Here is a 25,668-nt window from a genome sequence, read left to right on the forward strand (position 1 = left end):
ATATAGATCACATATAATAATACAATATTATTATATTGTTCTGACAACCTACATTATGACGACATAAAGGAAACCCAATAATGAAGCTGTCTTACCTTAGCCTACTGACTGCCAGCCTTTTAGCCGCTCCCGCTCTTGCTTCTAATCACGATATTGGTCAACAGTTCAATCTTGACCCTGCAAAAGCACCAGCACAAAACTTCGATTTATCTAAATGGAAAATTAACTTACCGGAGCTGACGACTGAAGGGTCTAGAAAAGGTAAAACGCTGGAGATTGGTAAAAAGGAACTGTCGAATGTAGACACGCCTTACGTTCACCCTAAATGGTTCTACACGGATGCCGAGTCTGGTGCGATGGTGTTTGTGGCTCCGAATACAGCTCCAACGACGCCAAACAGTAAAAACACGCGTAGTGAGCTAAGAGCGATGCTAGCGGATAGCTACTCTGCGCCGAGCAACAACTTCGCGATTTCAAGCCATAAGAACGCGGAAGAGTTTGGCTCTATCGGTGGCCAGATGACGGCAACACTTTCTGTTGATCAGGTGAGCACCAGCGGTAACTATAAGAAAACCGGTGCATTCTCTGTGGTTATTGGTCAAATCCATGGGTCGGATAATGAACCTCTGAAAATTGTTTACCGCAAGTTGCCAGAACATGAGCATGGTTCGTTAACGTGGAACTATGAGTTAAACCCGCCGACAGAGATGAAAAACGCGAAGGATGAAAACGGAAAGAAACTTCGTAAAGACATTCGCCATGATGTATTTGGTCAATACAATCTGAAAAAAGGCAGCTCGGACCCTGCTGATGGCATCAAGCTAGGTGAAGTGTTCTCATACGATGTGAATATCAAAGATAACATCATGCACTTAACCTTTACTAAGAATCCAAACTCAGCCGATCCTATTGTGAAGACGTATGATGTTGATTTGGCTAAGGGTAAGTATCAGGGGCATGATATCGACCTTGGTTATGGACAGGACTGGATGTACTTCAAGGCGGGCGCATACAATCAATGCAACACTAAGAAGTCGAGCTCAGCCTGTGAATGGCGTGGTATGGAAGCGGGTGATTACACTCAAGCGAGCTTCTACCAGTTAGTGCTCAACCAATAATATGGCTGAATCAGTCACCATTTGAACAATATTTAACTGATTAATATCTATTTGAAAAAGACCTTCCACATGAAGGTCTTTTTTTATGGCATCTGGAATAGGGTTGAGGTTTCAATGTGGCGACAAATGCGAGAGTTTCTCAACATTGGAGCCTTAATTGGCAAGGGATCGGTCACTTTTTACCTTTATGTAAAAAGATACGGGAAAAAATAGATTTTTTTTACTTATTCCCTTGAAAACCAGTTTGCAGCCCTTATCTATGGTGCATACGAAAGCAAATTACATTTGCACTTAAATTTTGTGTATTAGGGTTGAATCCCTGATTACCGCCCCCCACATATGTGGGTATAGCAAAAAACTAATATAGATTATATTTCGGAGATAGCCTGATGGGTCGAATCATTGGTATTGATTTAGGTACTACTAACTCTTGTGTTGCTGTTTTAGACGGCGACAAACCACGCGTACTAGAAAATGCTGAAGGCGAACGCACAACAGCATCGGTAATCGCATACACTGACGGCGAGACGCTAGTTGGTCAACCTGCGAAACGTCAAGCAGTTACTAACCCTCAAAACACGCTATACGCAATTAAGCGTCTAATCGGTCGTCGTTTTGAAGATGAAGAAGTTCAACGCGATATCGAAATCATGCCTTTCAACATTGTTAAGGCTGACAACGGTGATGCATGGGTTGAAGCGCAAGGCCAAAAAATGGCTGCTCCTCAAGTATCTGCTGAAGTTCTTAAGAAAATGAAGAAAACAGCTGAAGACTTCCTAGGCGAAGAAGTAACTGGCGCAGTAGTAACTGTTCCTGCTTACTTCAACGATGCTCAACGTCAAGCAACGAAAGATGCTGGCCGTATCGCTGGTCTAGATGTTAAACGTATCATCAACGAACCAACTGCTGCTGCTCTAGCTTACGGCCTAGACAAGCAAGGTGGTGATCGCACTATCGCTGTATACGACCTTGGTGGTGGTACATTCGATATCTCTATCATCGAAATCGATGAAGTAGAAGGCGAGAAGACTTTCGAAGTTCTTTCAACTAACGGTGACACTCACCTTGGTGGTGAAGATTTCGATAACCGCATGATCAACTACCTAGTAGATGAGTTCAAGAAAGAGCAAGGTATCGACCTTAAAGCTGATCCACTAGCAATGCAGCGTGTTAAAGAAGCAGCAGAAAAAGCGAAAATCGAGCTTTCTTCTACTACTCAAACTGACGTAAACCTACCTTACGTTACTGCTGATGCGACTGGTCCTAAGCACATGAACATCAAAGTGACTCGTGCGAAGCTTGAGTCTCTAGTTGAAGACCTAGTTCAACGTTCTCTTGAGCCACTAAAAGTTGCTCTAGCGGATGCTGACCTATCTGTAGGCGAAATCACTGACGTTATCCTAGTTGGTGGTCAAACTCGTATGCCTATGGTTCAAGCTAAAGTAACTGAATTCTTCGGTAAAGAGCCACGTAAAGACGTGAACCCTGACGAAGCTGTTGCAATGGGTGCTGCTGTTCAAGGTGGTGTACTAGCTGGTGACGTTAAAGACGTTCTACTACTAGACGTTACTCCTCTATCTTTCGGTATCGAAACGATGGGCGGCGTGATGACTAAGCTTATCGAGAAAAACACAACTATCCCTACTAAAGCGGATCAAGTGTTCTCTACAGCTGAAGACAACCAAAACGCAGTAACTATCCACGTTCTTCAAGGTGAGCGTAAGCAAGCGACTTACAACAAGTCTCTTGGTCAGTTCAACCTAGAAGGTATCCAACCAGCACCACGTGGCATGCCACAAATCGAAGTAACATTCGACCTAGATGCTGATGGTATCCTGAACGTATCTGCTAAAGATAAAGCAACAGGTAAAGAGCAGAAGATCACTATCCAAGCATCAGGCGGCCTGTCTGAGGAAGAGATCGAAGCAATGGTACAAGAAGCAGAAGCTAACAAAGAAGCGGACAAAAAGTTCGAAGAGCTAGTAACTGCACGTAACCAAGCTGACCAAATGATTCACGGCACTAAGAAGCAAGTAGAAGAAGCTGGTGAAGCTCTACCTGCAGACGAGAAAGCTAAAATCGAAGCGGCTATCACTGCACTAGAAGAAGTTAAGTCTGGTAACGATAAAGAAGCTATCGACGCTAAAGTTCAAGAACTTATGCAAGCAGCTCAAAAGCTAATGGAAATTGCTCAACAGAAAGCTCAAGCTGAACAAGCTGGTGCTGACGCTGGTGAACAACCTAAGCAAGACGACGATGTTGTAGACGCTGAGTTTGAAGAAGTTAAAGAAGACAAAAAATAATTTCGTCGCAGAGTAGCCTGATTTCGTTATCGGAAGTGTCCACCTACTAACGTAGGCTCCGCGCTTCCACTTAGGACTCAAGCTATCTGCTTAGAAATTTGTCTCAAAGACTTATTATTGCGGGCGTCAGAGGTAACTCTCACGCCCGTAAATTTGTATTTAGACTTGTCGATCTAGATAATAGCTTTATTCGGCATTTCAGCCGGCAGAACTTTTATCTAGATTGATACACAGACTACTGAAGTGATCATTCGGTAGTAGCAATTATTTTGGTGACCTAGAACATGTCAAAACGTGATTTTTACGAAGTATTAGGCGTAAGCCGCGATGCATCAGAGCGCGATATTAAAAAAGCGTACAAACGCTTAGCGATGAAATTCCACCCGGACCGTAACCAGGGTGATGAGACCGCAGCAGATAAGTTTAAAGAAGTAAAAGTAGCGTACGAGATCCTAACTGATTCTCAAAAGAAAGCAGCTTACGACCAATACGGTCATGCAGCCTTTGAACAAGGTGGCATGGGCGGCGGCGGTGGTTTCGGCGGCGGTGGCCAAGGTGACTTCGGCGATATCTTCGGTGACGTATTTGGCGACATCTTCGGCGGCGGTCGTCGTGGTGGCGGTCAACAGCGTGCACAACGTGGTTCAGATCTACGTTACAACATGGAACTTTCTCTAGAAGAAGCGGTTCGTGGTGTTTCTAAAGAAATCGAAGTACCAACACTTGTAGAGTGTGATACGTGTGACGGCAGCGGCGCGAAAGCGGGTTCTTCTGCACAAACGTGTGGCACTTGTCATGGCCACGGCCAAGTACAAATGCGCCAAGGTTTCTTTGCGGTTCAACAGACTTGTCCTACTTGTAACGGTAAAGGCAAGATCATCAAAGACCCATGTAACTCATGTCATGGTCAAGGTCGCAAACAGAAGACGAAAACACTTAACGTTAAGATCCCTGCTGGTGTTGATACTGGCGATCGTATTCGTCTATCAGGCGAAGGCGAAGCGGGAGAGCAAGGCGCTCCAGCTGGCGATCTGTACGTACAAGTACACGTAAAAGAGCACAACATCTTCGAACGTGACGGCAACAACCTTTACTGCGAAGTACCAGTAAGCTTCTCTATGGCTGCTCTAGGCGGTGAAGTTGAAGTTCCAACACTGGATGGTCGTGTAAACCTTAAGGTACCAGAAGAGACACAAACGGGCCGTATGTTCCGTATGCGTGGCAAGGGCGTGAAAGGCGTTCGTGGTGGCGGTGTGGGTGATCTAATCGTTAAGCTAGTGGTTGAGACTCCAGTTAAGCTAAGCGCTCGCCAGAAAGAATTACTGCGTGAATTCGAAGAAACATGTTGTGGTGAAGCGGCAAGCAAGCACAAGCCAAAGTCTGAAGGTTTCTTCAGCGGTGTTAAAAACTTCTTCGATGACCTAACTAAGTAATTGATAGTGATTTGAAAATTTTAAAGCCTGCCAGTGTGCAGGCTTTTTTGATCATCTCGTTTAGTTAAAAAATGCAGCCATGTATATGCCTAGTCATTCTTTAATCAAACCAAGGGCATTAATTTCTACTAGTTCCAGCAATCTGCAGGGGATTCTTCACCTGAAGATTTTAGCGTCATTGTTTTGGGAGTGCCTAAGCAAGAGTCACCACTTTGCCCCTTAGTTGGCTGTGCCGTGGCAGTTATTATATATGCCATGCTGCTTGAACTTGCGACAGAAAATACATAGCGATCACTTGGTGATTCACACATAGTACAAGCCCCTCCTGAAACAATACTTCCCCAGCTATATACACCATTGTAAGACTGCTCAAGCGTGAGTTGGATTTTTGCCATATCAGCTAATGCTGCTGTTCTATGGGATTTTATTACATGCTCGGTATAGCTTGGGTAGGCAATAGCGGTTAGTACTCCAATAAGAGCCACTGCGATCAATAGTTCGATCAATGTCATCCCTTTGTTACTTAAGTTGTTGTTGTTACATTTATTTTTTCGAATCATCACGAGTAGTTCCTTCTCTATATTCAGCCTATTTTTCTTCGGTGGTAGCATCCTTGCAAGATTAAATACGGTTACGTATCGGTTTACATAGGAATTTGGGAAATGTCTCGCGGGTTTACCTTCTTAGAGCTACTCATAACCATATCAGTGCTCTCTATATTATTGGCAGTTGCCGCTCCAAGTTTTAGTTCGGTCTCGGAAACAGTGAAAATGCAACGGCTAGCTACCGAGCTGAATGGTTTTATGATGCAGGCGAAATCTGAGGCAGTTATGAGAAATACTGATCTTTGGGCTCATTTTCTAATGAATGGTAACTCAAATGACACCGGTGATTGGAAAATTGAATTGACTGAATTCGATGTTCCGAATACCGGTACGGCAATCCTTACAATGGAAGGAGTTTCATTTCGAAACATAGATTTCACCGTTAACTACAGTTCTGAACAAATTAAATTTAGTGGAGTAAACGGTAAAGCTAAAGATGGGCATCTCTTATTTGATATGAACTCTAAGCCTTTAAAGCTTATAACATATAGTACTTCTGGAAGAATGAGAATCTGTGGTGTGGGAGGAGACTTTTATGGTTATCAGACCTGCACTTAAGAGGCAGCAATTCGGTGCAACATTAGTCGAATTAATGATCTCTTCTATTTTGGGAATTGTAGTTATTGGAAGTGTGGGGTCGGTATTTATATCGGGACAAAACATCGCATCCGAGAGAAGTAAAGAATTATTACTATTACAACAAGTTTCAGGAGCTCTTCAATACTTTAAAGAAGATATCCAGCGTGCGGGCTACGATGGAGGGACAGGTGTATCTCTAAAATTATCAGGCTCCACCGATACTTTATATATTTCTCCTGATTCAAAAACGGTTGCATATGCTTACACTCATCAATCAGAGATTCGAAATGTCGCTTTTGTATTTGATTCAGGCTTGGTCAAGGTGTGTGATAGCCCCTCCAGTATCGTAAAAACAGTATCAGCGGCGATTAGTGGGTGCTCTTCTATCTTTGAGCCGAATCAAATTAGAATCGTTGATTTTCATGCGAATCAGTCAAGTATTGAATCTCAAGGGGTTAGTTCAGGTATTACAACCATTATGATTTCTGCTGAATTAGTAGGAGATACGTCCGTTAATTATTCATCAAGTGTGATTGTAAAAAATAGGAATTGGCGATGAATAAAAATCAACAAGGTGCGGTTGTTTTACTTACAACAAGTGTATTACTAGTTACTGCGTTAATGTTGACTTTTGGTAGTTATCGCTCTGTTTTTTATCAAATAAAAAGATCTCAGAATGAAGTAGAAGCGCGCAAGCAACATTGGGAAGCAGAGGGAGGTCTAGAGTGTGGGTTTACATATATTGTTAATCAAAAATTGCAATCAATACCCAATAATTTAGCGACAGTTTGTAACTCGTATAGTTTTTCTTCCTTAAATGCTGACTTTACAAACCCTGAAATTTTGCTTTCTCAAGTTGGTCATAGCAGTGTTAATAAAAAAATAATCTTTTCATCTTCAGTTGGTTATGGAGCTATGAAGTCGACTTCTGATGTTATTTCTTTTGGCTCAGCACTTTTTTCACCACCAGACCCTGGTGAATTTGACTCGGCTGCTGAAGCTTATGAGTGTATCGGGGCAGTGGTTAAATATAGGTTTATTGCGACTGGTATTACCAATCATGGCGTAAGTAGTTCTATTGAATCTCCAGGAGCCGGGCATGATCCCACTAAGGATTGTAAGCCTTCTCATAAGACATCGACAGCTGTTAAATCAGGGATATGGGAGAACTCCTTTGGAGTGATAAGTTCTCATAATGTTGGGTTAGATATTCAGCGAGATGACACTATCGACCCTTTTAAAGATTTTTTCGGAGTCGATAAAAGTAAGTGGCAAGAGGTTCGTGATGATGTAGATAACGAATTTATTAAAGTTTCAATGCCTTCTAGTAGTGTTGATTGCTATAGCCAATTTTCTGATTCAATAGTGAATGGACAGCCCAATAAAGTTTGGATTGATGGCTCTTGCCAACTAGCGCCAGTTGATGTGACGAATATTGTAAATTTACAGGCTGCACACCCGGGAACCGATTTGTTTTTACTTGTTCATGACGGTGTTTTTGGGGTCACTGGTTCTGGCGATATTAGCGGTGTATTTTTTCATTTTAATAATACTTACTCTCCCACTCCTTCTCAATGGGACTCGATGACGGAAGTGAAACCTTTTGTAAATTCAGTATTTAGTGACCTAATTAATACTATGTATGGTTCTTCAAGTACTCTTACGCCATACCATGCAACTTATGCGCAAGCTGGCGCATTCAGTTTCACGGGGGGACAATTTTTTGATACAGAAGGGCAAATGGCGCTATTTAATAACTCTCTGAATTTTTCATTCAATTCAGATGTTATTGATGAGTTCGAATTTTCACCTAAGCCAAGATGGCAAAAAGGTTCATGGAATGATTTATAAGCAAAAAGGTTTTAGCCTAATTGAAGTACTCATTTCATTTTTATTGATCGGAGTCGGTTCGCTAGGGCTAATTAAGTTACAAACATATGTTGAGCAAAAGTCTGACTTTGCTATTCATAGTGTAGAAGCTTTGAATTTGGCTGAAAATAAGCTGGAATGGTTTAGAACTCGAGGCGCATCTGCCGCTTTATCGAGTATAACGCCTGCGGATTTTGCTACGGATATTGTTGATGGCATGGATCACTCGCATTTTAAATATCAACTTGATTGGACAGTGACGAACAGTTTATCCGGAGCGCTGAAGACCGTTCAGATAACAAGCTCATGGGAAGACCGGTTTGGTAATAATCAAGCGATCGAATTACATACCATGATTTCTAAATACAGCGAGTTCGATTGATTGGGTTTATAACTTCAATGTCGTGATAGTTTGCTCTTCTCGGACATTCTTTATGTGCCAGTTAAAACTCTGTATATGGAATGGTATGTTTTGTGTTTTTATATTGTTGTGGTTGTATGGTATTTTTGCAAAATATGTCTCCATTTATGGAAAATCAGGTGGAATCTTGTGCTTTTTAACAACGACTTTAATAGAATATGTGCTGTACCAATAGGCCGTGGTCAAAACTTATATTAGGCCTAAACAAAACAACATCACATATGGAGTTACAATGAGTAACCAAGCCGTAAAAAAAGCACCATCGACTGAGAAGAACAGTGGTATGGACCGCTTTCTAAACTTCATTGAACGCGCCGGCAACAAAATTCCAGATCCAGCAATCCTGTTCTTCTGGGCTCTAGTTATTGTATGGGTAGCATCTGCACTTTTATCGAATCTTTCATTCGACTTAATCAACCCTCAAACGGGTGCTGCTCTTGAAGTAAACAACCTACTAACTGGTGAAGCGCTTGCTAGCTTCCTAGCGAATATGGTTACCACATTCACAGGCTTCGCACCTCTAGGCATCGTACTTGTTGCTATGCTAGGTGTTGGCGTTGCAGACTCTTCAGGCTTCATTACGACTGGCCTTAAGAAGATGCTTAACTTCACGCCAGCTAAGCTACTAACGCCGATGCTAATCTTGGTTGCTATCGTGTCTCACACAGCAGCTGATGCAGGTTACGTTCTAGTAATCCCTCTTGGCGGTATCATCTTCCACGCTGCGGGTCGTCACCCTCTAGCGGGTATTGCAGCAGCGTTTGCTGGTGTATCAGGTGGTTTCTCAGCGAACTTTATCCCTTCAGGTATTGATCCGCTACTAGCTGGTTTCACTCAAACAGCGGCAAACGTTCTTGACCCTGCATATGTGATCAACCCTCTAGCGAACATCTTCTTTACTGGTTTGTCTTCAATTCTAATTGTGGCAATTGGTTGGTACGTTACAGAGAAAATTATCGAGCCTCGTCTTGCTAATACGCCTGTAGATGAAGATGCAGAACAAGCACCTGATCTAGGTACGTTCACAGCCATTGAATCTAAAGCATTCAAATTCGCTGGTTGGGCAATGGTTGCCGGTATTGGTCTGCTTATCGCGGCTCTAATGCCTGAAAACTCAGCACTTCGTTCACCTGAAGGCGAATTAACGGCGTTCTCAGCACCAGTAATGAAGTCTATCGTTCCTCTGATCTTCATCCTGTTTATTATTCCGGGTATCGTCTACGGCCGTGTAGCGGGTACATTCAAGAATAGTAATGATGTTATCAAAGCAATGTCTGAGACGATGGCAACGATGGGCGCATACATTGTAATGTCGTTCTTCTGTGCTCAGTTCCTATCTGCATTCGCTCAATCAAACATCGGTACTATGCTGGCACTTTACGGTGCTGAAGGCTTGAAAGCGATGGACCTTCCAGGTGAAGCAACGGTTGTTGGTATGATTCTACTAACGGCTGCAGTTAACCTTCTTGTTGGTTCTGCTTCAGCTAAGTGGGCACTGATTGGTCCTATCCTAGTTCCAATGCTAATGGTTGTGGGTATCTCTCCTGAGCTATCTCAAGCGGCTTACCGTGTAGGTGACTCAGTGTCTAACATCATCTCTCCACTAATGGTGTTCTTCCCACTGGTTGTTGTTTACTGTCAGCGCTACGTTAAGTCGACAGGTATCGGTACTCTAGCTTCTCTAATGATGCCATTCTCGATTGCGATGTTAATCGGTTGGTCTATCTTCTTGCTAGCTTACTGGGCTCTTGGTATCCCACTAGGTATCCAAGCACCTTACACTTACACAATGTAAGATTGAACTAAGCAAAACTAAGCTTTATTCATTGCTAAGCCCGCACCGAAATGTGCGGGCTTTTTTTCGCTATTTTTCCCGTTTTTTATATCCAAGGTTTTTATATCCAAAACTTTCTATATCCAAAACTTTTTATATTCAAAATAAAGGCACTCAGCTTATACTCCGGATTACGGCTAATTGTTGGCCGGTAAATTTAGGAAATCCAAGCCACATGAAAATTCTGCTTTTAGTAGGGTTAATTGTTTTAAATGGTCTGTTTGCCATGTCTGAGATTGCATTGGTAGCAGCAAAAAATAGTCGGCTGAAACGCTTAGCCGAAAAACACCGCTCCGCTCAGGTTGCTCTTGATCTCAAAGAAAACCCAACCCGCTTCCTCTCTACAATCCAAATCGGTATCACGGTAATCGGCCTACTCAGCGGGATTGTGGGTGAGGCGACGCTATCGGCTCCACTAGCCGTTCAACTTGAACTGTGGGGACTAGACCCAACACAAGCGAACATCTTGTCTACTGCGGTTGTGGTGGTAGGTATTACTTATTTCGCTATCGTTGTCGGTGAGTTGGTACCAAAGCGTTTTGCTCAGTCTCAAGCTGAAAACATTGCTGTGTTAGTCGCGCTGCCAATCTTCTGGTTATCTAAAATCGCGACGCCGTTTGTGTTTGCGTTGTCGGCTTCAACGGAAGGTATTCTTAAGTTGATGGGCCGAGGCGGTGAAGAAGATAGCGTTACCGAAGATGATATCCATGCACTTGTGAAAGAGGGCTCAGAATCGGGTGTGATTGAACGCGGCGAACAAGAGATGATTCGTAATATCTTGCAGCTTGATGATCGTCTTGTGAGCTCATTGATGACTCCGCGTCGAGACATCGACTTTCTGGATGTCGACCAACCCGTTGAGCAGATATTAAAGAAACTGCGTTCATCAAAACACAGTGTGTTTCCATTGTGCCAAGATCACCTCAATAAAGTGGTGGGTACAGTGTCAGCCAAAGCCTTGCTGAATCAGGCGGGCAATCTAAGCATTCAAGTGATCATGGGGCTGTCTCGCTCGCCGATCTATGTTCCAGAATCGATGAAAGCTCTGCGTCTACTTGGCTACTTTAAAGAGTCGGGCACCGAGATGGCATTCATTGTCGACGAGTATGGCGATGTTCAAGGTCTTGTGACTCATTACGATATTCTTGAGGCGATTGCTGGCGAGCTATCGAATAATCCGAACGATCTTTGGACCGAGCAAGTGGAAGACGGTTTGTTGGTGGATGGATTGATTCCTATCAGTGAACTGAAGAACCGTTTAGAGCTATCGGATTTTGAGGGCGAAAGCGAGAGCTTCCAAACGCTGAATGGCCTTGTGACATGGTTAATAGGGCGCTTACCGGATGCAGGCGAAGTTGTTCAATACCAGCAGTGGCAGTTTGAAATTATCTCTGTTGAGAACAATCGCATTGTGAGTATCAAAGCGACGCCAATAGCCGATGACATAGAAGACGCTAATAGCTAACAGTTCGACCAACCAGCAAGCGGCAATGGTTCATTGTCTGTTGTTGTCTATTACCTCTTTATTGTTCTTTATCTCTAAGATTAGGTATGCTTCACCGCATACCTATTTTCGTTTTTATCCTTTGTTTCTGGAGTTCCCTTTGTCAGACCATCAATTCACCCCTCAAGATGAAATCTTCATGCGACGCGCCATTGAGGTAGCTAAGCAAGCAGAGAGCGAGGGAGAGGTTCCAGTGGGTGCGGTATTAGTGAAAGATGGGCAGATTATCTCTGAAGGATGGAACCGTTCGATTGGCAGCCACGATGCTACGGCACACGCAGAAATTGAAACCTTGCGTAAAGCCGGTCAAACCTTAGAAAACTATCGGCTACTCGATACCACTTTATACGTTACGCTAGAGCCTTGCCCAATGTGCGCAGGTGCCTTGCTACACAGCCGAGTAAAGCGCATTGTGTTTGGTGCTCCAGACTTAAAAGCAGGCGCTGCAGGTACAGTGTTGAATTTGTTTGAAAGCCAGGCCTCATACCACTATGCCGACGTTGAACATGGTTTGTTAGAGGAAGAGTGCCGTGAGCAATTACAAGCGTTTTTCAAGCGTCGTAGAAAAGAGATAAAAGAGAAGCGAAAGCAAGAACGTCTGTTGGAAGAGCAGCGTTTAGAAGCAGAGATGAAGGCTGGCAATAAGAAATAGCAGCGTACTTTCGGCACTCTCTATCGCAAGAGTGCCAAGCAAACTGACTGAGTAACTACATTTACTCAGCAATCATCTGCATGAAAGCGCGATTGCGCCAAATGATCTTCTTCTTATTATTTGAAAGCATACGCTTACGACGGTTTGCAGCAACGGTCTTATCAAGGCGTTTCGATTTCAGTTTCTTCATCATTTCAATGATTTCCTATTTGTCGTCTGACTTTTTAGTTTGGACTAACGATTTAATTATAGTGTTATTCGTTTGTTTGGCCTGTCGCACGCTTGGCTTAAATAGAAGAGCAGTTCTAGTCTAAAGCCAGCATTGCAGTGCAACAGAGCATAATCTTGATTGTGGTGTGCCGTTATAAGGTTCGATTGTTACTGCAATATGACACTCTAGATCTCATCATCATTTTCTTGCCTGCTTCCCTTATCCCTTAGTGACGAAAGAAGAGTCGAAAAAAGACAATAAAAAAGAGCAATGCTAGATGGCATTGCTCTTTTGGGTTTTACTGTGAAGGCTCAGAACTGCTTACTGTCGACTGAGCTGCGCTGATACTCGATTCAGCACCTGAGGTTTCTAAAGGTGGGATCACCACCAAACCTTCAAGGGTCGCTTCTTGTTCTTTATTGCGCTTATTTACATGGCCAATAATGCTTTGGTAATAACGGCGAATGTTTTCAACGTAGTTTCTCGCTTCATCACCACGCGCATACCCATATCGAGTTTGGCTGTAGTACTTCTTCTGTCTTAACAGAGGCAATCTGTCTTTCACATCGCCCCAAGCATCAGGATCTCCTCCTTGTGCCTTCGTGAGGCGACGCGCGTCCATCATGTGCCCGTAACCGACATTGTATGAAGCAAGTGCAAACCAGATCTTTTCGTGTTGAGTGATTGAATCTGGTACTCGGTTCACGATACGACGCAGGTACTCAACACCGCCTTGTACCGACTGGTTCGGGTCGAGACGGTTGGTTACCCCAACACTCTTCGCGGTGGGCAGTGTCAACATCATCATGCCACGAACCCCCGTTGGTGAGCGCGCAACAGGGTTCCAGTGTGATTCTTGGTAGGCCAAAGCGGCAATCAAGCGCCAATCAAATTCTTGAGAGTACCTTTGAAATAGCGGCGACCATTTTGGCAACTTGCTGTCCAGTGCGCGGATAAAGGCACGAGTATCAACGTAGTCAAAAGTGCCGATGTGGCCGATGTATTTCTCTTCTAGTGAAGCCAGTTCACCAGACTGTTTTAGGTTACCGAAGAACTCAATCAACAGAGCATAAAGGCTTTCATCTTCAGACTTCTGCAAATACCAAGAGATAGGTTGGTCTTCTGTCAGTTCAAAAGCCAAAGCTACGTCTGGGTATAAACGTTGTGCCAGTGACAGCTCAATTGAGTCCGCAACCGTAAATAAGCGCTCGCCAGTCGATACTTCTTTGAGCAGGTCGTTGATATCAGCATTGCCGACCGCATCATAGATAAAGTCATCGTGTGTTTTCTGCAGCTGCTTTAGTGTTGGCTCAAAGTGTGAGTCTTTCACCACAACCAAAGATGGCGTTAATGTGTCAGTAGACGCCGCCTCTTCTGATTCAGTTTGTGCTTTAACAAAGTCAACCTGACGCTCATTCTCAAAATTGATCAATTGCTCAAGGTTTCTTGGGCGCCATTGGCCCTTTTTGTACACGACCTGTTGGCTTACATAGTAATAAGCAGGCGCGGCGCGGTAAGCGCGTGTCAGTTTGTTATTTTGCGTTAAGCCGGTCGCGATAAGGTCGATCTCGCCTTTCTTCAACGCAGGGAATAAGCCTGACAAACGGTAAGCGGGTTTAACCTCAAGCTTTACACCAAGCTCCTGCGCAAATTCACGAGCTAATTCGTAATCTAAGCCGGCAGGGCCATCAGGACCGATGTAATAAGAGAGTTGGTTATTTAGGGTGCCGACACGAAGAACGCCACGATCTCGTATCTGCTCAAGGACACTTTTAGGTTCAGATTCAATCTGACATCCAGCCAACCCAAATAGGGCGATGGTGAGCAGAAGGAACTTAGACGAAAAGATGAGCGTAAATTTAGGCATCAAAATGAAATCTCGAAAAGTGGAAGCCCCTTTATACCAAACCCCGCAAGGCTGGCAAAGCAGGTTTAATTAAACAGTTGTAAAAGTGGTGATAAATGCAGCAAAAGTACCATTTACGGAGAAAGATAAAAAAAATCACGCAAACGGTTGCTTTTGGTGTTACGTCACAAAAAGAAATGCTTTATAATGCGCTCGCATTGAAGAGGTGGGATCGGCATAGGTTTTTAAACCTTCGGGAATAGCTTCGAAGAAAACAGTTAGGTTTTTCCTTTAACCCACTGAATTTATTCCAATACTACCTTAATCAACTGCATAAGAGACGTAAGCACATGAGAATTTTGCGTGGCTCCCCAGCTCTATCTGAGTTTCGTGTTAACAAGCTTTTAGAGCTTTGTCGTGAATTAAGCTTACCTGTAACAGGTATTTACGCTGAGTTTGCCCACTTTGCTGATCTAACGGCAGACCTAGATGAGTCTGAAGTTGAGAAGCTAGAAAAGCTACTGACTTACGGTCCAACGATTGAAGAGCATGAACCTGAAGGTTTACTGCTGCTTGCAACGCCACGCCCAGGCACTATCTCGCCTTGGTCTTCAAAATCAACAGATATCGCACACAACTGCGGACTGGCTAAAGTGTCACGTCTAGAGCGCGGTACTGCTTTCTACATTGAAACCTCTGCTGAACTTTCTGAACTTCAACTTGTTGAGCTGAAAGCAATCCTGCACGACCGTATGATGGAAGTGGTTTTCACTGACTTCGAATCAGCGGCGGCACTATTTACCGTTGCTGAGCCTGCTCCTTATGCGGAAGTTGACCTACTAACTGGTGGACGTAAAGCGCTTGAAAAAGCAAACGTTACCCTAGGTCTTGCACTTGCAGAAGATGAGATTGATTACCTTCTTGAAAGCTTCACTGAGAAGCTAGGTCGTAACCCGACGGACATCGAGCTAATGATGTTTGCACAAGCGAACTCAGAGCACTGTCGTCATAAGATCTTTAACGCTGATTGGACTATCGATGGCGTTAAGCAAGAAAAATCATTGTTCAAGATGATTAAGAACACCTTTGAAACGACACCAGAACATGTTCTGTCTGCTTATAAAGATAACGCAGCGGTAATGACAGGTTCTGAAGTTGGTCGTTTCTTCCCAGATCCAGAAACTCGCCAGTACAGCTACCACCAAGAAAAAACACACATCTTGATGAAAGTTGAAACGCACAACCACCCAACGGCAATCTCACCGTGGCCAGGCGCATCGACAGGTTCAGGCGGTGAAATCCGTGATGAAGGCGCAACCGGTATTGGTGGTAAGCCAAAAGCGGGTCTTGTTGCTTTCTCTGTATCTAACCTGAAGATTCCAAACTTCGTTCAACCTTGGGAAACTGACTTTGGTAAGCCAAGCCGTATCGTTACTGCTCTGGATATCATGCTTGAAGGTCCTCTTGGTGGCGCGGCATTCAACAACGAATTTGGTCGTCCAAACCTACTTGGCTACTTCCGTACTTACGAAGAGAAAGTAAACTCTCACGCAGGTGAAGAAGTGCGTGGTTACCACAAACCAATCATGCTAGCTGGTGGTCTTGGCAACATCCGTGATGAGCACGTTCAGAAGAAAGAGATCCCGGTAGGTGCAAGCCTAATCGTTCTAGGTGGTCCTGCGATGAACATCGGCCTTGGCGGCGGTGCGGCATCTTCAATGGATTCTGGTTCTTCTTCTGAAGATCTTGATTTCGCTTCTGTACAACGTGAAAACCCAGAGATGGAGCGTCGTTGTCAGGAAGTTATCGACCGTTGTTGGCAGCTTGGTGATGCGAACCCAATCGCATTTATCCACGATGTGGGCGCGGGCGGTATCTCGAATGCTCTTCCTGAGCTAGTCGACGATGGCGAGCGTGGCGGTATCTTTAATCTACGTGACGTGCCAAACGATGAGCCGGGCATGAGCCCACTTGAGATCTGGTGTAACGAATCTCAAGAGCGTTATGTAATGGCGGTTGCTGATAAAGACATGGCAACGTTCGACGCGATTTGTAAGCGTGAACGTGCACCGTACGCAGTGGTTGGTAAAGCAACTGAAGAACGTGATCTGAAATTAGAAGATTCACACTTCGACAACACGCCAATCGACATGCCAATGGACATCCTATTAGGTAAAACACCTAAGATGCACCGTGACGCGAAAACGCTAAAAGCTAACAACCCTGCGATTGACCGTTCTGGCATCGAGATGAACGAAGCGGTTGACCGTGTTCTTCGCTTGCCAACAGTCGCTGAGAAAACATTCCTTATCACCATCGGTGACCGCTCGGTAACAGGCCTTGTAGCTCGTGACCAAATGGTTGGTCCATGGCAGGTTCCTGTTGCTAACTGCGCAGTAACAGCGGCAAGCTACGACTCTTACCACGGTGAGGCTATGTCTCTTGGTGAGCGTACGCCAGTGGCACTTCTAGACTTCGGCGCATCGGCTCGTCTAGCGGTTGGTGAAGCAATTACTAACATCGCAGCGACCAACATCGGCGATATCAAACACATTAAACTGTCGGCTAACTGGATGTCTCCAGCAGGTCACCCAGGTGAAGATGCAGGTCTTTACGAAGCGGTTAAAGCGGTTGGTGAAGAACTATGTCCAGCTCTGGGTCTAACTATTCCAGTGGGTAAAGACTCAATGTCGATGAAGACTAAGTGGGAAGAGAATGGCGAGCAGAAAGAAGTAACGTCTCCGCTATCTCTTGTTATCACTGCGTTTGCACGTGTTGAAGATGTTCGTAAGACGATTACTCCTCAGCTTCGCACCCCTGATAACCTTGAAGGACTAGGTAATACAAGCCTAGTTCTTATCGACCTAGGTAACGGCAAAAACCGTATGGGTGCAACAGCACTTGCACAGGTTTACAAGCAGCTTGGTGACAAGCCAGCAGACGTAGACAACGCAGCGCAACTAAAAGGTTTCTACGAAGGCGTTCAAGCACTTGTAGCGAACGACCAAGTTGTCGCTTACCACGATAAAGGCGATGGTGGTCTATTCGTAACGCTAGCAGAAATGGCATTCGCAGGTCACTGTGGTGTTAATGCAAACATTGAAGCGTTAGGTGAAGACACGCTAGCAGCACTGTTCAACGAAGAGCTAGGTGCGGTAATCCAAGTTCGTAACGACGACCTAGACGCAGTACTTTCTACTCTTGCAGCTAACGGTCTAGAAGCATGTTCTCATGTGATTGGCAGCGTTGTTGGTGAAGGGGAAGCTTCTGATGAGCTAGTGATTAAGTCAGGCGCAGACGTTGTAATCCAACGTAACCGTACTGAACTACGTACTATCTGGGCTGAGACGACGCACAAGATGCAAGGTCTACGTGATAACCCAATCTGTGCAGACCAAGAACACGAAGCGAAGAAAGACAATTCAGACCCAGGTCTGAACGTAAAACTAAGCTTTGACGTAAACGAAGACATTGCTGCACCGTTCATCAACACTGGCGCTAAGCCTAAGATGGCGATTCTACGTGAGCAGGGTGTTAACTCTCACGTTGAAATGGCAGCAGCATTCGACCGTGCAGGCTTCGAAGCAACTGATATTCACATGAGCGACATCCTTACGGGTCAAGCAGTTCTAGAAGAGTACAACGGCCTTGTGGCTTGTGGTGGCTTCTCTTACGGTGACGTACTAGGCGCTGGTGAAGGTTGGGCTAAGTCGGTTTTGTTTAATGACTCTACTCGTGAGCAATTTGAAAACTTCTTCAAGCGTGAAGATACCTTCTCTCTAGGTGTGTGTAACGGTTGTCAGATGTTGTCTAACCTACGTGAACTTATCCCTGGTGCAGAGTACTGGCCACGTTTCGTTCGCAACGAATCTGAGCGCTTTGAAGCACGTTTCAGCCTAGTAGAAGTTCAGAAGTCAGATTCTGTATTCTTCAACGGCATGGAAGGTTCTCGTATGCCAATCGCTGTTTCTCACGGTGAAGGCCGCGTAGAAGTACGTGATAACGACCACCTAAACGCGATTGAAAACTCAGGTACGGTTGCTCTACGTTACGTTGATAACAACGGTAACCAAACGCAGCAATACCCGAATAACCCGAATGGTTCGCCAAACGCTATCACAGGTTTAACAACGACTGACGGCCGCGTGACAATTATGATGCCTCACCCAGAGCGTGTATTCCGTACGGTTGCAAACTCTTGGTCTCCGGAAGGTTGGGGCGAGAATGGCGCTTGGATGCGTATGTTCCAAAACGCACGTAAGAACGTGGGTTAATTGAAAACGATTTAAACAGTGTTATCGGGACAATAACCACAAGCGCAGATCGAAAGGTCTGCGCTTTTTTTGGTGGTGAGTGTGGTGTAGGGATCACCGTATAGTGGATGTGTGTATAACAAACTTTTGGACAGAAATGAGTTTTGGAAAATCAAACATTAGCAAATGACTAATAACTTCAGGTATGACAAATAACTAAACCTGATAGAAAAACTGCCACCAAAGAGCAAAAGACAAGACCTGACCCTATTGTTTTTTGTACGCAAAAAAACAGCAGTCAGTGATAGGGTTTAATCGCCAAATAAATTCTACGCAAACTACCATTTTCATGCCGGGCTAAATGACATGGTTCAGCATGCACTCCCAAGGGCCTCAAAGGGAAGATTGAGCACCTTCTGCCCATTTGGTCAGCTTTAAATCGTCCAAAATAAGCAGCACGCAAGGCACAACAATTGACGCTAGTAACGTAGCCGAGACTAAGCCAAACGCAATACTGGCAATTAACGGGATCAGAAATTGCGCTTGCGTACTGGTTTCGGTTAACAGTGGAAGCAATCCTGCAAATGTGGTTAACGAGGTGATAAATATCGCTCTAAATCGGTCACGTACCGCCTCTCGACAAGCGTCTATCAAGCGCTCGCCTTGGGCGATATTCTTCTTAATAAAATTGACCAACAGAATGTTATCGTTAACGACGATACCCGCTAAGGTAGCAAAGCCAACCAAGCTTGGAATAGTCAAATCGAACCCCATGCCCGAGTGCCCCCATACCACACCAATCCAGCCCATAGGGATTGCCAGCAGCACAGCAATCGGTTGAGTGTAGCTTTGTAACAGGAACACTAAAATAAGATAAATCCCCACCACGCCAAGAGCAAAGAAGGTCGCCAGCGAGGAGCCCGTATCTGAGCTTTCTTTATCCTGACCTTGCGAGGTGAAGGTGATGTCTGGGAATTTGTGTTGAGTTTGCGAGACAAATTCGCTATTGAACTGCAGCATGATTTCACGCGCATTGGCAACCCGCGTATCGATATTGCCTTGCACAACCACAGCGTTCATCCCATTAATGCGGTGAATTCGCGAGAAGGCTTGTTTTCTGTCAAACGTCGCAACACTTGATAATGGAACTAGGGTTCCATTGCCTGCCGTCACCATCAAGTTATTCAACTCATACAGGCTAGCTTGGTGCGTAAACTCATCCAGTCTCACACTAATATCCACCAGCTCGCCTTGTTGGAAAACCGTCAGATCAGTACTGCCTTTTACCGCGCTGCGCAGCGTTTGAGCAATGTTGGAAGCATTAACTCCCATCACGCCAGCTTCATCTTTAAGGTTAACGTGAAATTCGGTTCTGCCCTCACGCAGATCGGTGGAGAGGTTATAGACACCGTCAAATCCCTTCAACCATTTCACCAGCGAGCGGCTGACTTGATTGAGCTCTTGTAACGACTCACCCTGAACCCGAATATCAATGCCATTGCCAGCAATGCCCCGTTCTTTATCGGTAAACTTGAGTGAAACCACATCCGCCGTAGGGCCTACTTTTTGTTTCCAATCTTGGATCAGATCTTTAATGCTCTGCTGCCTAAATTGCGCTGGCAATAGATCGGCACTGACGGTTGCCATATGCGGCCCCGACTCATTAGCATCAGCATTTGAGTTGAACATGATCGTGGTGCTCGCGACCAAAGGTTTTGAGCTTGGGTATTTCTCTGCGTATTCTTGGTTGAGTTCATCAAGCGCGTTTGAAACCTTCTCCACCACCGCCTCTGTCTGGCTCAGTAAACTGCCTTGAGGGAGCAAGATACGCGCCTGCAGCACATCACTTTCCAAGGCAGGCATGGCTTTGAATTTCAGCCAACCTGACGAAATGGAAGCGGTTGAAATCATCACCACCATCACCAATATCCCTACTGAAAGATAAGGTGCATTCATCGCCTTGACACTCACTGGCACAAAGAATCTGTCTCTGATGTTTTCAAAACCGGCAATGAACTTGTCCCGTATAGGATTAGAGCGAGATTCAGTATGGCTATGTGCCAAATGAGACGGCAAGATCAAGAAAGCTTCTATCAGACTAACAAGCAAGGTAATCAATAACACGATGGGAATATAGCGTAGTACTTCGCCCATCTTGCCTGTGAGAAACATCAGCGGCCCTATCACCATGATGGTGGTAGCAAACGATGCAATCACACCTGGGAAGACTTGTTTGGTACCTTCAACTGCAGCGTCAAACGCGGGTAGCCCTTGTTGCCTCTTGGCAGCGATGTTTTCTGCAATGATCAACGAGTCGTCCATTAGCAGACCAATCGCGACAATCAGCCCGACCAGCGTCATCATATTCAGGGTATAACCGAGAAGTTGTATCGCAAAAATGGCGCCAAGGAATGAAACCGGCAGCCCCATGGTGACCCAAAAGCTAAAGCGAATATTAAAAAACGCCCACAACATCAAAAATGCCAGTGCTAATCCCTGTGCGCCATTGCTGGTGAGGATTCTCAGACGCTCAATAATATTGGTGCTGGAATCTTGGGTGATGGTTAAAGCGACGCCTTCAGGGGCTCTCGCCTGTTCTTTTTCAACGATGCTGACGATCGCATCTTTGACCGTTAAGGTATCTTGAAATTGCGTTTTGGACACCTGAAGCAAAGCGGCACGCTGACCATTGAACAGGATTTGATTTTCATCGCTAGTGAACTTCTGCTGAATAACGGCAACATCACCGAGGCGAACCTGAGTCCCCGTCTCACTGGATTTAATCACGATATTTTCGAAGTCTCTGACGTTGCTGCCTAAGTGGTCGAAGCGGACGCTGATCTCTTCCAAGTCATTACTAAATACGCCAGCAGGAGTGCTGATACTTTGCTGTTGTACTAGATTGGACAAGTCGGACACACTCAGGCCGTACTGCTGCAACTTCCACTGCGATACGCGAATTTCTATTTCTTGATCCGCAAAACCGCTCACGGTCACCTGAGCGATCAATGGGCTCTCTTTTAACTTGTGCTTAATTTGTTGGGCATAGAGATATAAGTCCCTATCTGACATATTGCCGGTAATCGCGACACTGGCCACCGTTGCCACTCGGTCCAGTTTCGACACCGTGATCTGCTCAACTCGATCCGGAAAATCACTGATGGCGTTAACCTGCTGTTGAATATCGCTGGTTAAAGTGTCAATGTCTTCATCATCGCCGATTTCCACATTGGCGATGACCAAACTCTCTCGGGCATCACAGCTTAACTCTTTAATTCCACTCAGCTTATCGAGAGAATCTTCCAACGGGTAACACACTTCTTCCATCATCTCAAAAGGTGACGCGCCCGGATAAACGATCCGAACCTCAATATTTTTGGTCGGCGTCAACGGAAAAGTGTCTTTCTGCAGTTTGGGCAAGGCAAAAGCCCCTAACAGCAGTACCGCCATCATCAGGACATTGGCGCCAGTGGTGTGCCGAGCAAAAAAAGCGATCATAATTTGCCCTCTTTCTGAATCGCGTTTAGGGTTTTAAATCCGCTCTGCGTATCCAACCAAAGGCCGATTTTCTCATCCGGTTGCGGTTGTAAAGCCATCCCCTCAACGGCGGGTGAAAGTTTACTTAGCACAACCACATCACCGAATTCCACGCCAGATTTGATCACCGCAACCTGCCCTTGGACGAAATCTATCCTGACAGGTTTGCTTTTCAGTTTACCTTCAGAGACAGTGTAAACTTTACCATCATGGATGGCGTTTATCGGTAGCAAGACTTGTTGCTCCATCATTGGTGCTTTAATCGTGACTTTAACGAAAGTCCCACGAATAAGTGGTGGCTTCTCCCCGGGAATGGCTTGCTGATAGGGCTGATTTACTTGTGCAACCAGGCTTTGGCTTTGAGTCTGAGCATCGATTTCACCGCCGGAGCGGCTGATCTCGGCAGGCCAAGTAATTACTTTATCGCCTGCTTGGAGCTCGACTGTCGCGCTCAAGTTGCTATGAACATCTTCGTCAAGCGAGTCAAAGCGATTGGAATTTCTTAGCGGACGCATTTTACCAAGCGGAAACTGCGCGCGAACCTCAACGGCATCGATGTCATCCGCTTTGAGCAGCAATTCCCCCTTGTTGACATACTCGGCGAGTCCAACCAAGGTTTCGACAATGCGAATATCAAATGGGGCTTTAATTACGGTTTGTTCGAGATCTCGGTTTGCAAGTGCTAGTTCCGTTTGCAAAACCTTTTGCTGCGCTTGATTAATTGCCAGTTGGTTTTTCTGTGTCTGGAGCTGTTGCTGGCTGCTGAGCAAGTCTTTGGTCGCGCGGTCTTTCTCTGTTTTGGAGATATGCCCGGTTTCACTCAATTTGATTGAGCGGGCATATTCTGACTGTTGTACCTCAAACTCTTTCTCTGCAATCTTGAGCGAATCGATAATGGTCTGATTCGTTAGCATTAGCACTTCAAGCTCAGCTTGCAAACGGGCAATAGTAAGTTGATAAGCGGTGGGGTCAATTCTAAGGAGTTCGCTGTCTTTGCGGATAATAGCGCCCGTTTTGTATTGCTCAGAAACCCACACAACCGCGCCGTCAAGTTCAGACTGTGCCTGCCAGTCTTGAACAGACTCGGTATGTCCATATCCGATGGCAGAAGGTTGGATATTTCGCGGCTCGACTTTCAACACCCGAACCACCTTTTTAGCAGCCGTATTACTCGCATTAGGCGGTTCAGCCTTCATCCCTGGTGCGATCACCAATAACGCGATGCCCAACAAAACAGGAGGAACAAACAGAGCCCTTTGTAACCAGCTATACCTAGTCATAGCGATTCCCTTACTATATATTAGCTTTTCCTTAAGCAAAAGGTAGCACACCAACATAAGCGGATTTGCTTCCTTGATCTCAAAATAAGTCAGGCCTCACAAATGGAGGCCTGATTGAATTGAGCTACTGATTGTTTTTGCCTTTGCCCATGGTATTTTTGGGGTTCACCATGCCTTGATGAGCATTAAACTCTTGTTGAGAGATAGCGCGATCCGCGTTGCTATCTAACGAAGCAAAACTGTGGCTTTGATTGATATTTTTCAACGTACGTCCCTCTTCTGCTCGCTGGGCAATACGTTCTGAGCGTGCTTGATTGAACTCGGCTTCGGTTATCTTGCCATCACCATCGAGATCAAACTGTGAAAATACTGGGCGTGACATATTGTTATTCATGCCTTTATTCATTCCACCAGCCATTGCTCCGAAGGCAATAACGATACCGAGTAACGCGATTATCGTGCTTTTGATTTTCATGACGTTTTCCTTCTCTTTGTTTCACTACTTAAGAATATACTAATGTAAGTAAGATAACGTCATGTGATGTAAAGGTATGTAAAGATGGCTAAGTAGATATCGATTTATGTTCTTATCGGTTTGTAAGCGCAGCGCAACAGAAATTATGAAACTTCTGCCGCTAGTACTCTGGTAAGAGTACAGGCATAGCTATGTCCAAATGGTTTTCAAATTATCCCAAACTTTCAGCCACCGAAACCGAAAAGCCAATGATATAAAATCCCTAGTTTCGAAAAATATGGCGATTTTTAGACATTCAGAGTGTTTTCGAACTTTTGCCCAGCAGTTTGCCTTGCAAATATCCAACAGACAAGGGATTACTTTTAGTAGGGCAAATACATGTTAACATTCTGTTAACTCTGACTTGATGTATGGAATCCACTCCCTCCTTTGCCAATCTACACTTAGCAAAGTGAGACCCTAAACGAGGATTCCAATATGCTGACTAAGAATGTTATCGCTATCGACCTAGCAAAAAATGTGCTTCAAGCCTGCCATATCAGTGTTCATGGTGAATTGCTTTCCAACAAACCGCTAAGCCGACAAAAAATGAAGGAATTTCTTGCTAAGGCAAAACCTTCTATTGTCGCCATGGAAGGTTGTTGTGGTTGTCATTATTGGGGACAGTTAGCTGAAAGATTTGGACATGAAGTACGGATCATCAATCCCAAAAAAGTAAAAGGATACCTTGAAGGTCATAAAACTGATCACAACGACGCTCTGGCCATTGCTAATGCCGCGATACAAATAGGTATCAAATGCAGTCGCCCAAAATCGCTTGAACAACAATCTATGCAATCTTTAGAGAGTAGTCGTCGTTTCTTATCTCGCAGTGTTGTTTCTTTAGGACAGCACATTAGAGGAACAATTTTAGGATACGGTGTTGCTAATCCAAAAGGTGAAAAAGGTTTGAAGGCTTCTGTTCAAACTGTTTTAGATGGAGAGACAGAAATACCCGCTAATGTAGTGTCTGTTTTATCTATGCTGTGGGAGCAGTACAAACAGCTAAAATCGAAGCTCATAGCATTCGAAAAAGAAAAGAATGCGTTAACTCGCCAAATAGAGCCATGCCAGAGATTGATGGCAATCGAAGGAGTTGGCGAAGTTACAGCTGCAATGCTTTATACAACCCTTGGTGATGGAAAGCAGTTCAAGAACGGTAGACAAGCTTCTGCATTCGTTGGTCTCACTCCTAAACAACATAGTTCTGGTGGCAAAGTGTTCATGATCGGCATTGATAAGTGTGGTGGCGTCAAAGAGCTACGCTCTCTACTTTATCTCGGTGCCATGTCTTATGTTGGAAGGTTGCCTGAAATACCGATAACTCAAAAAGATGCTTGGCTTAAAAAAATAATTGAACGTATTGGTTTTAAAAAGGCCTGTATTGCTCTTGCTAATAAAGTGGTTCGAACAGCATGGGCAATGCTTCGGAACGAAACAAAATATTCACCTATTTTAATGACAGCGTAAACCACTAAACACACAATACTAATTTGAAGTTTTACAAAATGATGATGCAAAAAAGGTAAGACCAACCTACTGAAAACCTGGCCATTCCTTCACGCTATTAAAAGCTGATAACTCGATGAGGACAGTAGGTGCGCAAACATCAAAGGCTAGAAGGTAGCGCCTTCAACAAGAAGCCGTATATACGACCGCATCTTAACTTTAATTGCTAAATCACTTTGTAAATACGTGGATTCCATATA

At 44.7% G+C, this 25,668-nt stretch carries 17 protein-coding genes and 1 pseudogene; 12 read left to right on the top strand and 6 right to left on the bottom strand.

Annotated features, from left to right (window positions below; genetic code table 11):
• The first annotated feature begins 80 nt into the window (after nt 1–80).
• From AB4517_RS20150 to dnaJ, 3 genes are all read left to right on the top strand, one after another.
• Nucleotides 81–1,118 (top strand): polysaccharide lyase family 7 protein, encoded by a 1,038-nt coding sequence (locus AB4517_RS20150; protein ID WP_017059866.1) that lies wholly within the window; start codon nt 81–83, stop codon nt 1,116–1,118.
• Between the two features lie 389 nt (nt 1,119–1,507).
• Entirely contained in the window at nt 1,508–3,421 is a 1,914-nt protein-coding gene (gene dnaK, locus AB4517_RS20155) for a molecular chaperone DnaK (RefSeq protein WP_017059868.1), read from the top strand.
• Between the two features lie 284 nt (nt 3,422–3,705).
• Nucleotides 3,706–4,854 (top strand): molecular chaperone DnaJ, encoded by a 1,149-nt coding sequence (gene dnaJ / locus AB4517_RS20160; protein WP_081231169.1) that lies wholly within the window; start codon nt 3,706–3,708, stop codon nt 4,852–4,854.
• 128 nt (nt 4,855–4,982) lie between these two features.
• On the opposite strand, the gene AB4517_RS20165 is transcribed toward dnaJ, so the two are convergent.
• A complete protein-coding gene (locus AB4517_RS20165) occupies nt 4,983–5,414 on the bottom strand; it encodes a type IV pilin protein (RefSeq protein ID WP_372149656.1) in 432 nt (143 codons plus the stop codon).
• Nucleotides 5,415–5,516: 102 nt separating this feature from the next.
• On the opposite strand from AB4517_RS20165, the gene AB4517_RS20170 reads away from it, so the two are divergent.
• The 7 genes and pseudogenes from AB4517_RS20170 (at nt 5,517) to tadA (ending at nt 12,318) form a co-directional block, all read left to right on the top strand.
• Nucleotides 5,517–6,017, top strand: a complete 501-nt coding sequence (locus tag AB4517_RS20170; protein ID WP_017095315.1) for a GspH/FimT family pseudopilin — start codon at nt 5,517–5,519, stop codon at nt 6,015–6,017.
• Nucleotides 5,995–6,597, top strand: a complete 603-nt coding sequence (locus AB4517_RS20175; protein ID WP_372149638.1) for a PilW family protein — start codon at nt 5,995–5,997, stop codon at nt 6,595–6,597. Before AB4517_RS20170 ends, AB4517_RS20175 begins: the two co-directional genes overlap by 23 nt.
• Nucleotides 6,594–7,889, top strand: a complete 1,296-nt coding sequence (locus tag AB4517_RS20180) for a hypothetical protein (RefSeq protein ID WP_010438941.1) — start codon at nt 6,594–6,596, stop codon at nt 7,887–7,889. Before AB4517_RS20175 ends, AB4517_RS20180 begins: the two co-directional genes overlap by 4 nt.
• Nucleotides 7,879–8,289: a prepilin-type N-terminal cleavage/methylation domain-containing protein gene (locus AB4517_RS20185; protein ID WP_102385574.1), complete on the top strand. Its 411-nt coding sequence runs from the start codon at nt 7,879–7,881 to the stop codon at nt 8,287–8,289. Before AB4517_RS20180 ends, AB4517_RS20185 begins: the two co-directional genes overlap by 11 nt.
• Before the next feature lie 271 nt (nt 8,290–8,560).
• The gene (locus AB4517_RS20190) at nt 8,561–10,123 is read left to right on the top strand and encodes an AbgT family transporter (RefSeq protein ID WP_372149642.1); all 1,563 of its coding nucleotides are present in this window, start codon (nt 8,561–8,563) and stop codon (nt 10,121–10,123) included.
• Nucleotides 10,124–10,337: 214 nt separating this feature from the next.
• Entirely contained in the window at nt 10,338–11,627 is a 1,290-nt protein-coding gene (locus AB4517_RS20195) for a hemolysin family protein (protein WP_017067641.1), read from the top strand.
• Between the two features lie 86 nt (nt 11,628–11,713).
• Nucleotides 11,714–12,318 (top strand): annotated as a pseudogene (gene tadA, locus AB4517_RS20200) (tRNA adenosine(34) deaminase TadA).
• 61 nt (nt 12,319–12,379) lie between these two features.
• Here the strand turns inward: tadA and AB4517_RS20205 are convergent.
• Both AB4517_RS20205 and mltF read right to left on the bottom strand, forming a co-directional pair.
• The gene (locus AB4517_RS20205; protein WP_017059878.1) at nt 12,380–12,511 is read right to left on the bottom strand and encodes a hypothetical protein; all 132 of its coding nucleotides are present in this window, start codon (nt 12,509–12,511) and stop codon (nt 12,380–12,382) included.
• Nucleotides 12,512–12,827: 316 nt separating this feature from the next.
• Nucleotides 12,828–14,396: a membrane-bound lytic murein transglycosylase MltF gene (gene mltF / locus AB4517_RS20210; RefSeq protein WP_372149645.1), complete on the bottom strand. Its 1,569-nt coding sequence runs from the start codon at nt 14,394–14,396 to the stop codon at nt 12,828–12,830.
• Between the two features lie 329 nt (nt 14,397–14,725).
• On the opposite strand from mltF, the gene purL reads away from it, so the two are divergent.
• Nucleotides 14,726–18,649 carry a phosphoribosylformylglycinamidine synthase gene (purL, locus tag AB4517_RS20215; RefSeq protein WP_372149647.1) on the top strand — a complete coding sequence of 1,308 codons (3,924 nt, stop codon included), beginning with the start codon at nt 14,726–14,728 and terminating at the stop codon, nt 18,647–18,649.
• 372 nt (nt 18,650–19,021) lie between these two features.
• On the opposite strand, the gene AB4517_RS20220 is transcribed toward purL, so the two are convergent.
• From AB4517_RS20220 to AB4517_RS20230, 3 genes are all read right to left on the bottom strand, one after another.
• Nucleotides 19,022–22,126 (bottom strand): efflux RND transporter permease subunit, encoded by a 3,105-nt coding sequence (locus tag AB4517_RS20220; protein ID WP_372149650.1) that lies wholly within the window; start codon nt 22,124–22,126, stop codon nt 19,022–19,024.
• Entirely contained in the window at nt 22,123–23,445 is a 1,323-nt protein-coding gene (locus AB4517_RS20225) for an efflux RND transporter periplasmic adaptor subunit (RefSeq protein ID WP_372149652.1), read from the bottom strand. The genes AB4517_RS20220 and AB4517_RS20225 overlap by 4 nt, the downstream gene beginning before the upstream one ends.
• A gap of 124 nt (nt 23,446–23,569) precedes the next feature.
• Nucleotides 23,570–23,920, bottom strand: a complete 351-nt coding sequence (locus AB4517_RS20230; RefSeq protein WP_017059884.1) for an EF-hand domain-containing protein — start codon at nt 23,918–23,920, stop codon at nt 23,570–23,572.
• Between the two features lie 477 nt (nt 23,921–24,397).
• On the opposite strand from AB4517_RS20230, the gene AB4517_RS20235 reads away from it, so the two are divergent.
• Nucleotides 24,398–25,429: an IS110 family transposase gene (locus AB4517_RS20235; protein ID WP_076649075.1), complete on the top strand. Its 1,032-nt coding sequence runs from the start codon at nt 24,398–24,400 to the stop codon at nt 25,427–25,429.
• The last annotated feature ends 239 nt before the right edge of the window (nt 25,430–25,668 follow it).

It is taken from the genome of Vibrio sp. 10N.222.52.C3 (genome assembly GCF_041474195.1).
Taxonomy (GTDB): domain Bacteria; phylum Pseudomonadota; class Gammaproteobacteria; order Enterobacterales; family Vibrionaceae; genus Vibrio; species Vibrio crassostreae_C.

Bases quoted from the DNA above. Each gene is read 5' to 3' on its own strand.
- AB4517_RS20220 (WP_372149650.1), bottom strand. From the start codon at position 22,126: ATGATCGCTTTTTTTGCTCGGCACACCACTGGCGCCAATGTCCTGATG.
- dnaJ (WP_081231169.1), top strand. From the start codon at position 3,706: ATGTCAAAACGTGATTTTTACGAAGTATTAGGCGTAAGCCGCGATGCA.
- AB4517_RS20190 (WP_372149642.1), top strand. From the start codon at position 8,561: ATGAGTAACCAAGCCGTAAAAAAAGCACCATCGACTGAGAAGAACAGT.
- AB4517_RS20180 (WP_010438941.1), top strand. From the start codon at position 6,594: ATGAATAAAAATCAACAAGGTGCGGTTGTTTTACTTACAACAAGTGTA.
- AB4517_RS20165 (WP_372149656.1), bottom strand. From the start codon at position 5,414: ATGATTCGAAAAAATAAATGTAACAACAACAACTTAAGTAACAAAGGG.
- AB4517_RS20175 (WP_372149638.1), top strand. From the start codon at position 5,995: ATGGTTATCAGACCTGCACTTAAGAGGCAGCAATTCGGTGCAACATTA.
- purL (WP_372149647.1), top strand. From the start codon at position 14,726: ATGAGAATTTTGCGTGGCTCCCCAGCTCTATCTGAGTTTCGTGTTAAC.
- AB4517_RS20195 (WP_017067641.1), top strand. From the start codon at position 10,338: ATGAAAATTCTGCTTTTAGTAGGGTTAATTGTTTTAAATGGTCTGTTT.
- mltF (WP_372149645.1), bottom strand. From the start codon at position 14,396: ATGCCTAAATTTACGCTCATCTTTTCGTCTAAGTTCCTTCTGCTCACC.
- AB4517_RS20230 (WP_017059884.1), bottom strand. From the start codon at position 23,920: ATGAAAATCAAAAGCACGATAATCGCGTTACTCGGTATCGTTATTGCC.
- AB4517_RS20205 (WP_017059878.1), bottom strand. From the start codon at position 12,511: ATGATGAAGAAACTGAAATCGAAACGCCTTGATAAGACCGTTGCTGCA.
- AB4517_RS20235 (WP_076649075.1), top strand. From the start codon at position 24,398: ATGCTGACTAAGAATGTTATCGCTATCGACCTAGCAAAAAATGTGCTT.
- dnaK (WP_017059868.1), top strand. From the start codon at position 1,508: ATGGGTCGAATCATTGGTATTGATTTAGGTACTACTAACTCTTGTGTT.
- AB4517_RS20170 (WP_017095315.1), top strand. From the start codon at position 5,517: ATGTCTCGCGGGTTTACCTTCTTAGAGCTACTCATAACCATATCAGTG.
- AB4517_RS20225 (WP_372149652.1), bottom strand. From the start codon at position 23,445: ATGACTAGGTATAGCTGGTTACAAAGGGCTCTGTTTGTTCCTCCTGTT.
- AB4517_RS20185 (WP_102385574.1), top strand. From the start codon at position 7,879: ATGATTTATAAGCAAAAAGGTTTTAGCCTAATTGAAGTACTCATTTCA.
- AB4517_RS20150 (WP_017059866.1), top strand. From the start codon at position 81: ATGAAGCTGTCTTACCTTAGCCTACTGACTGCCAGCCTTTTAGCCGCT.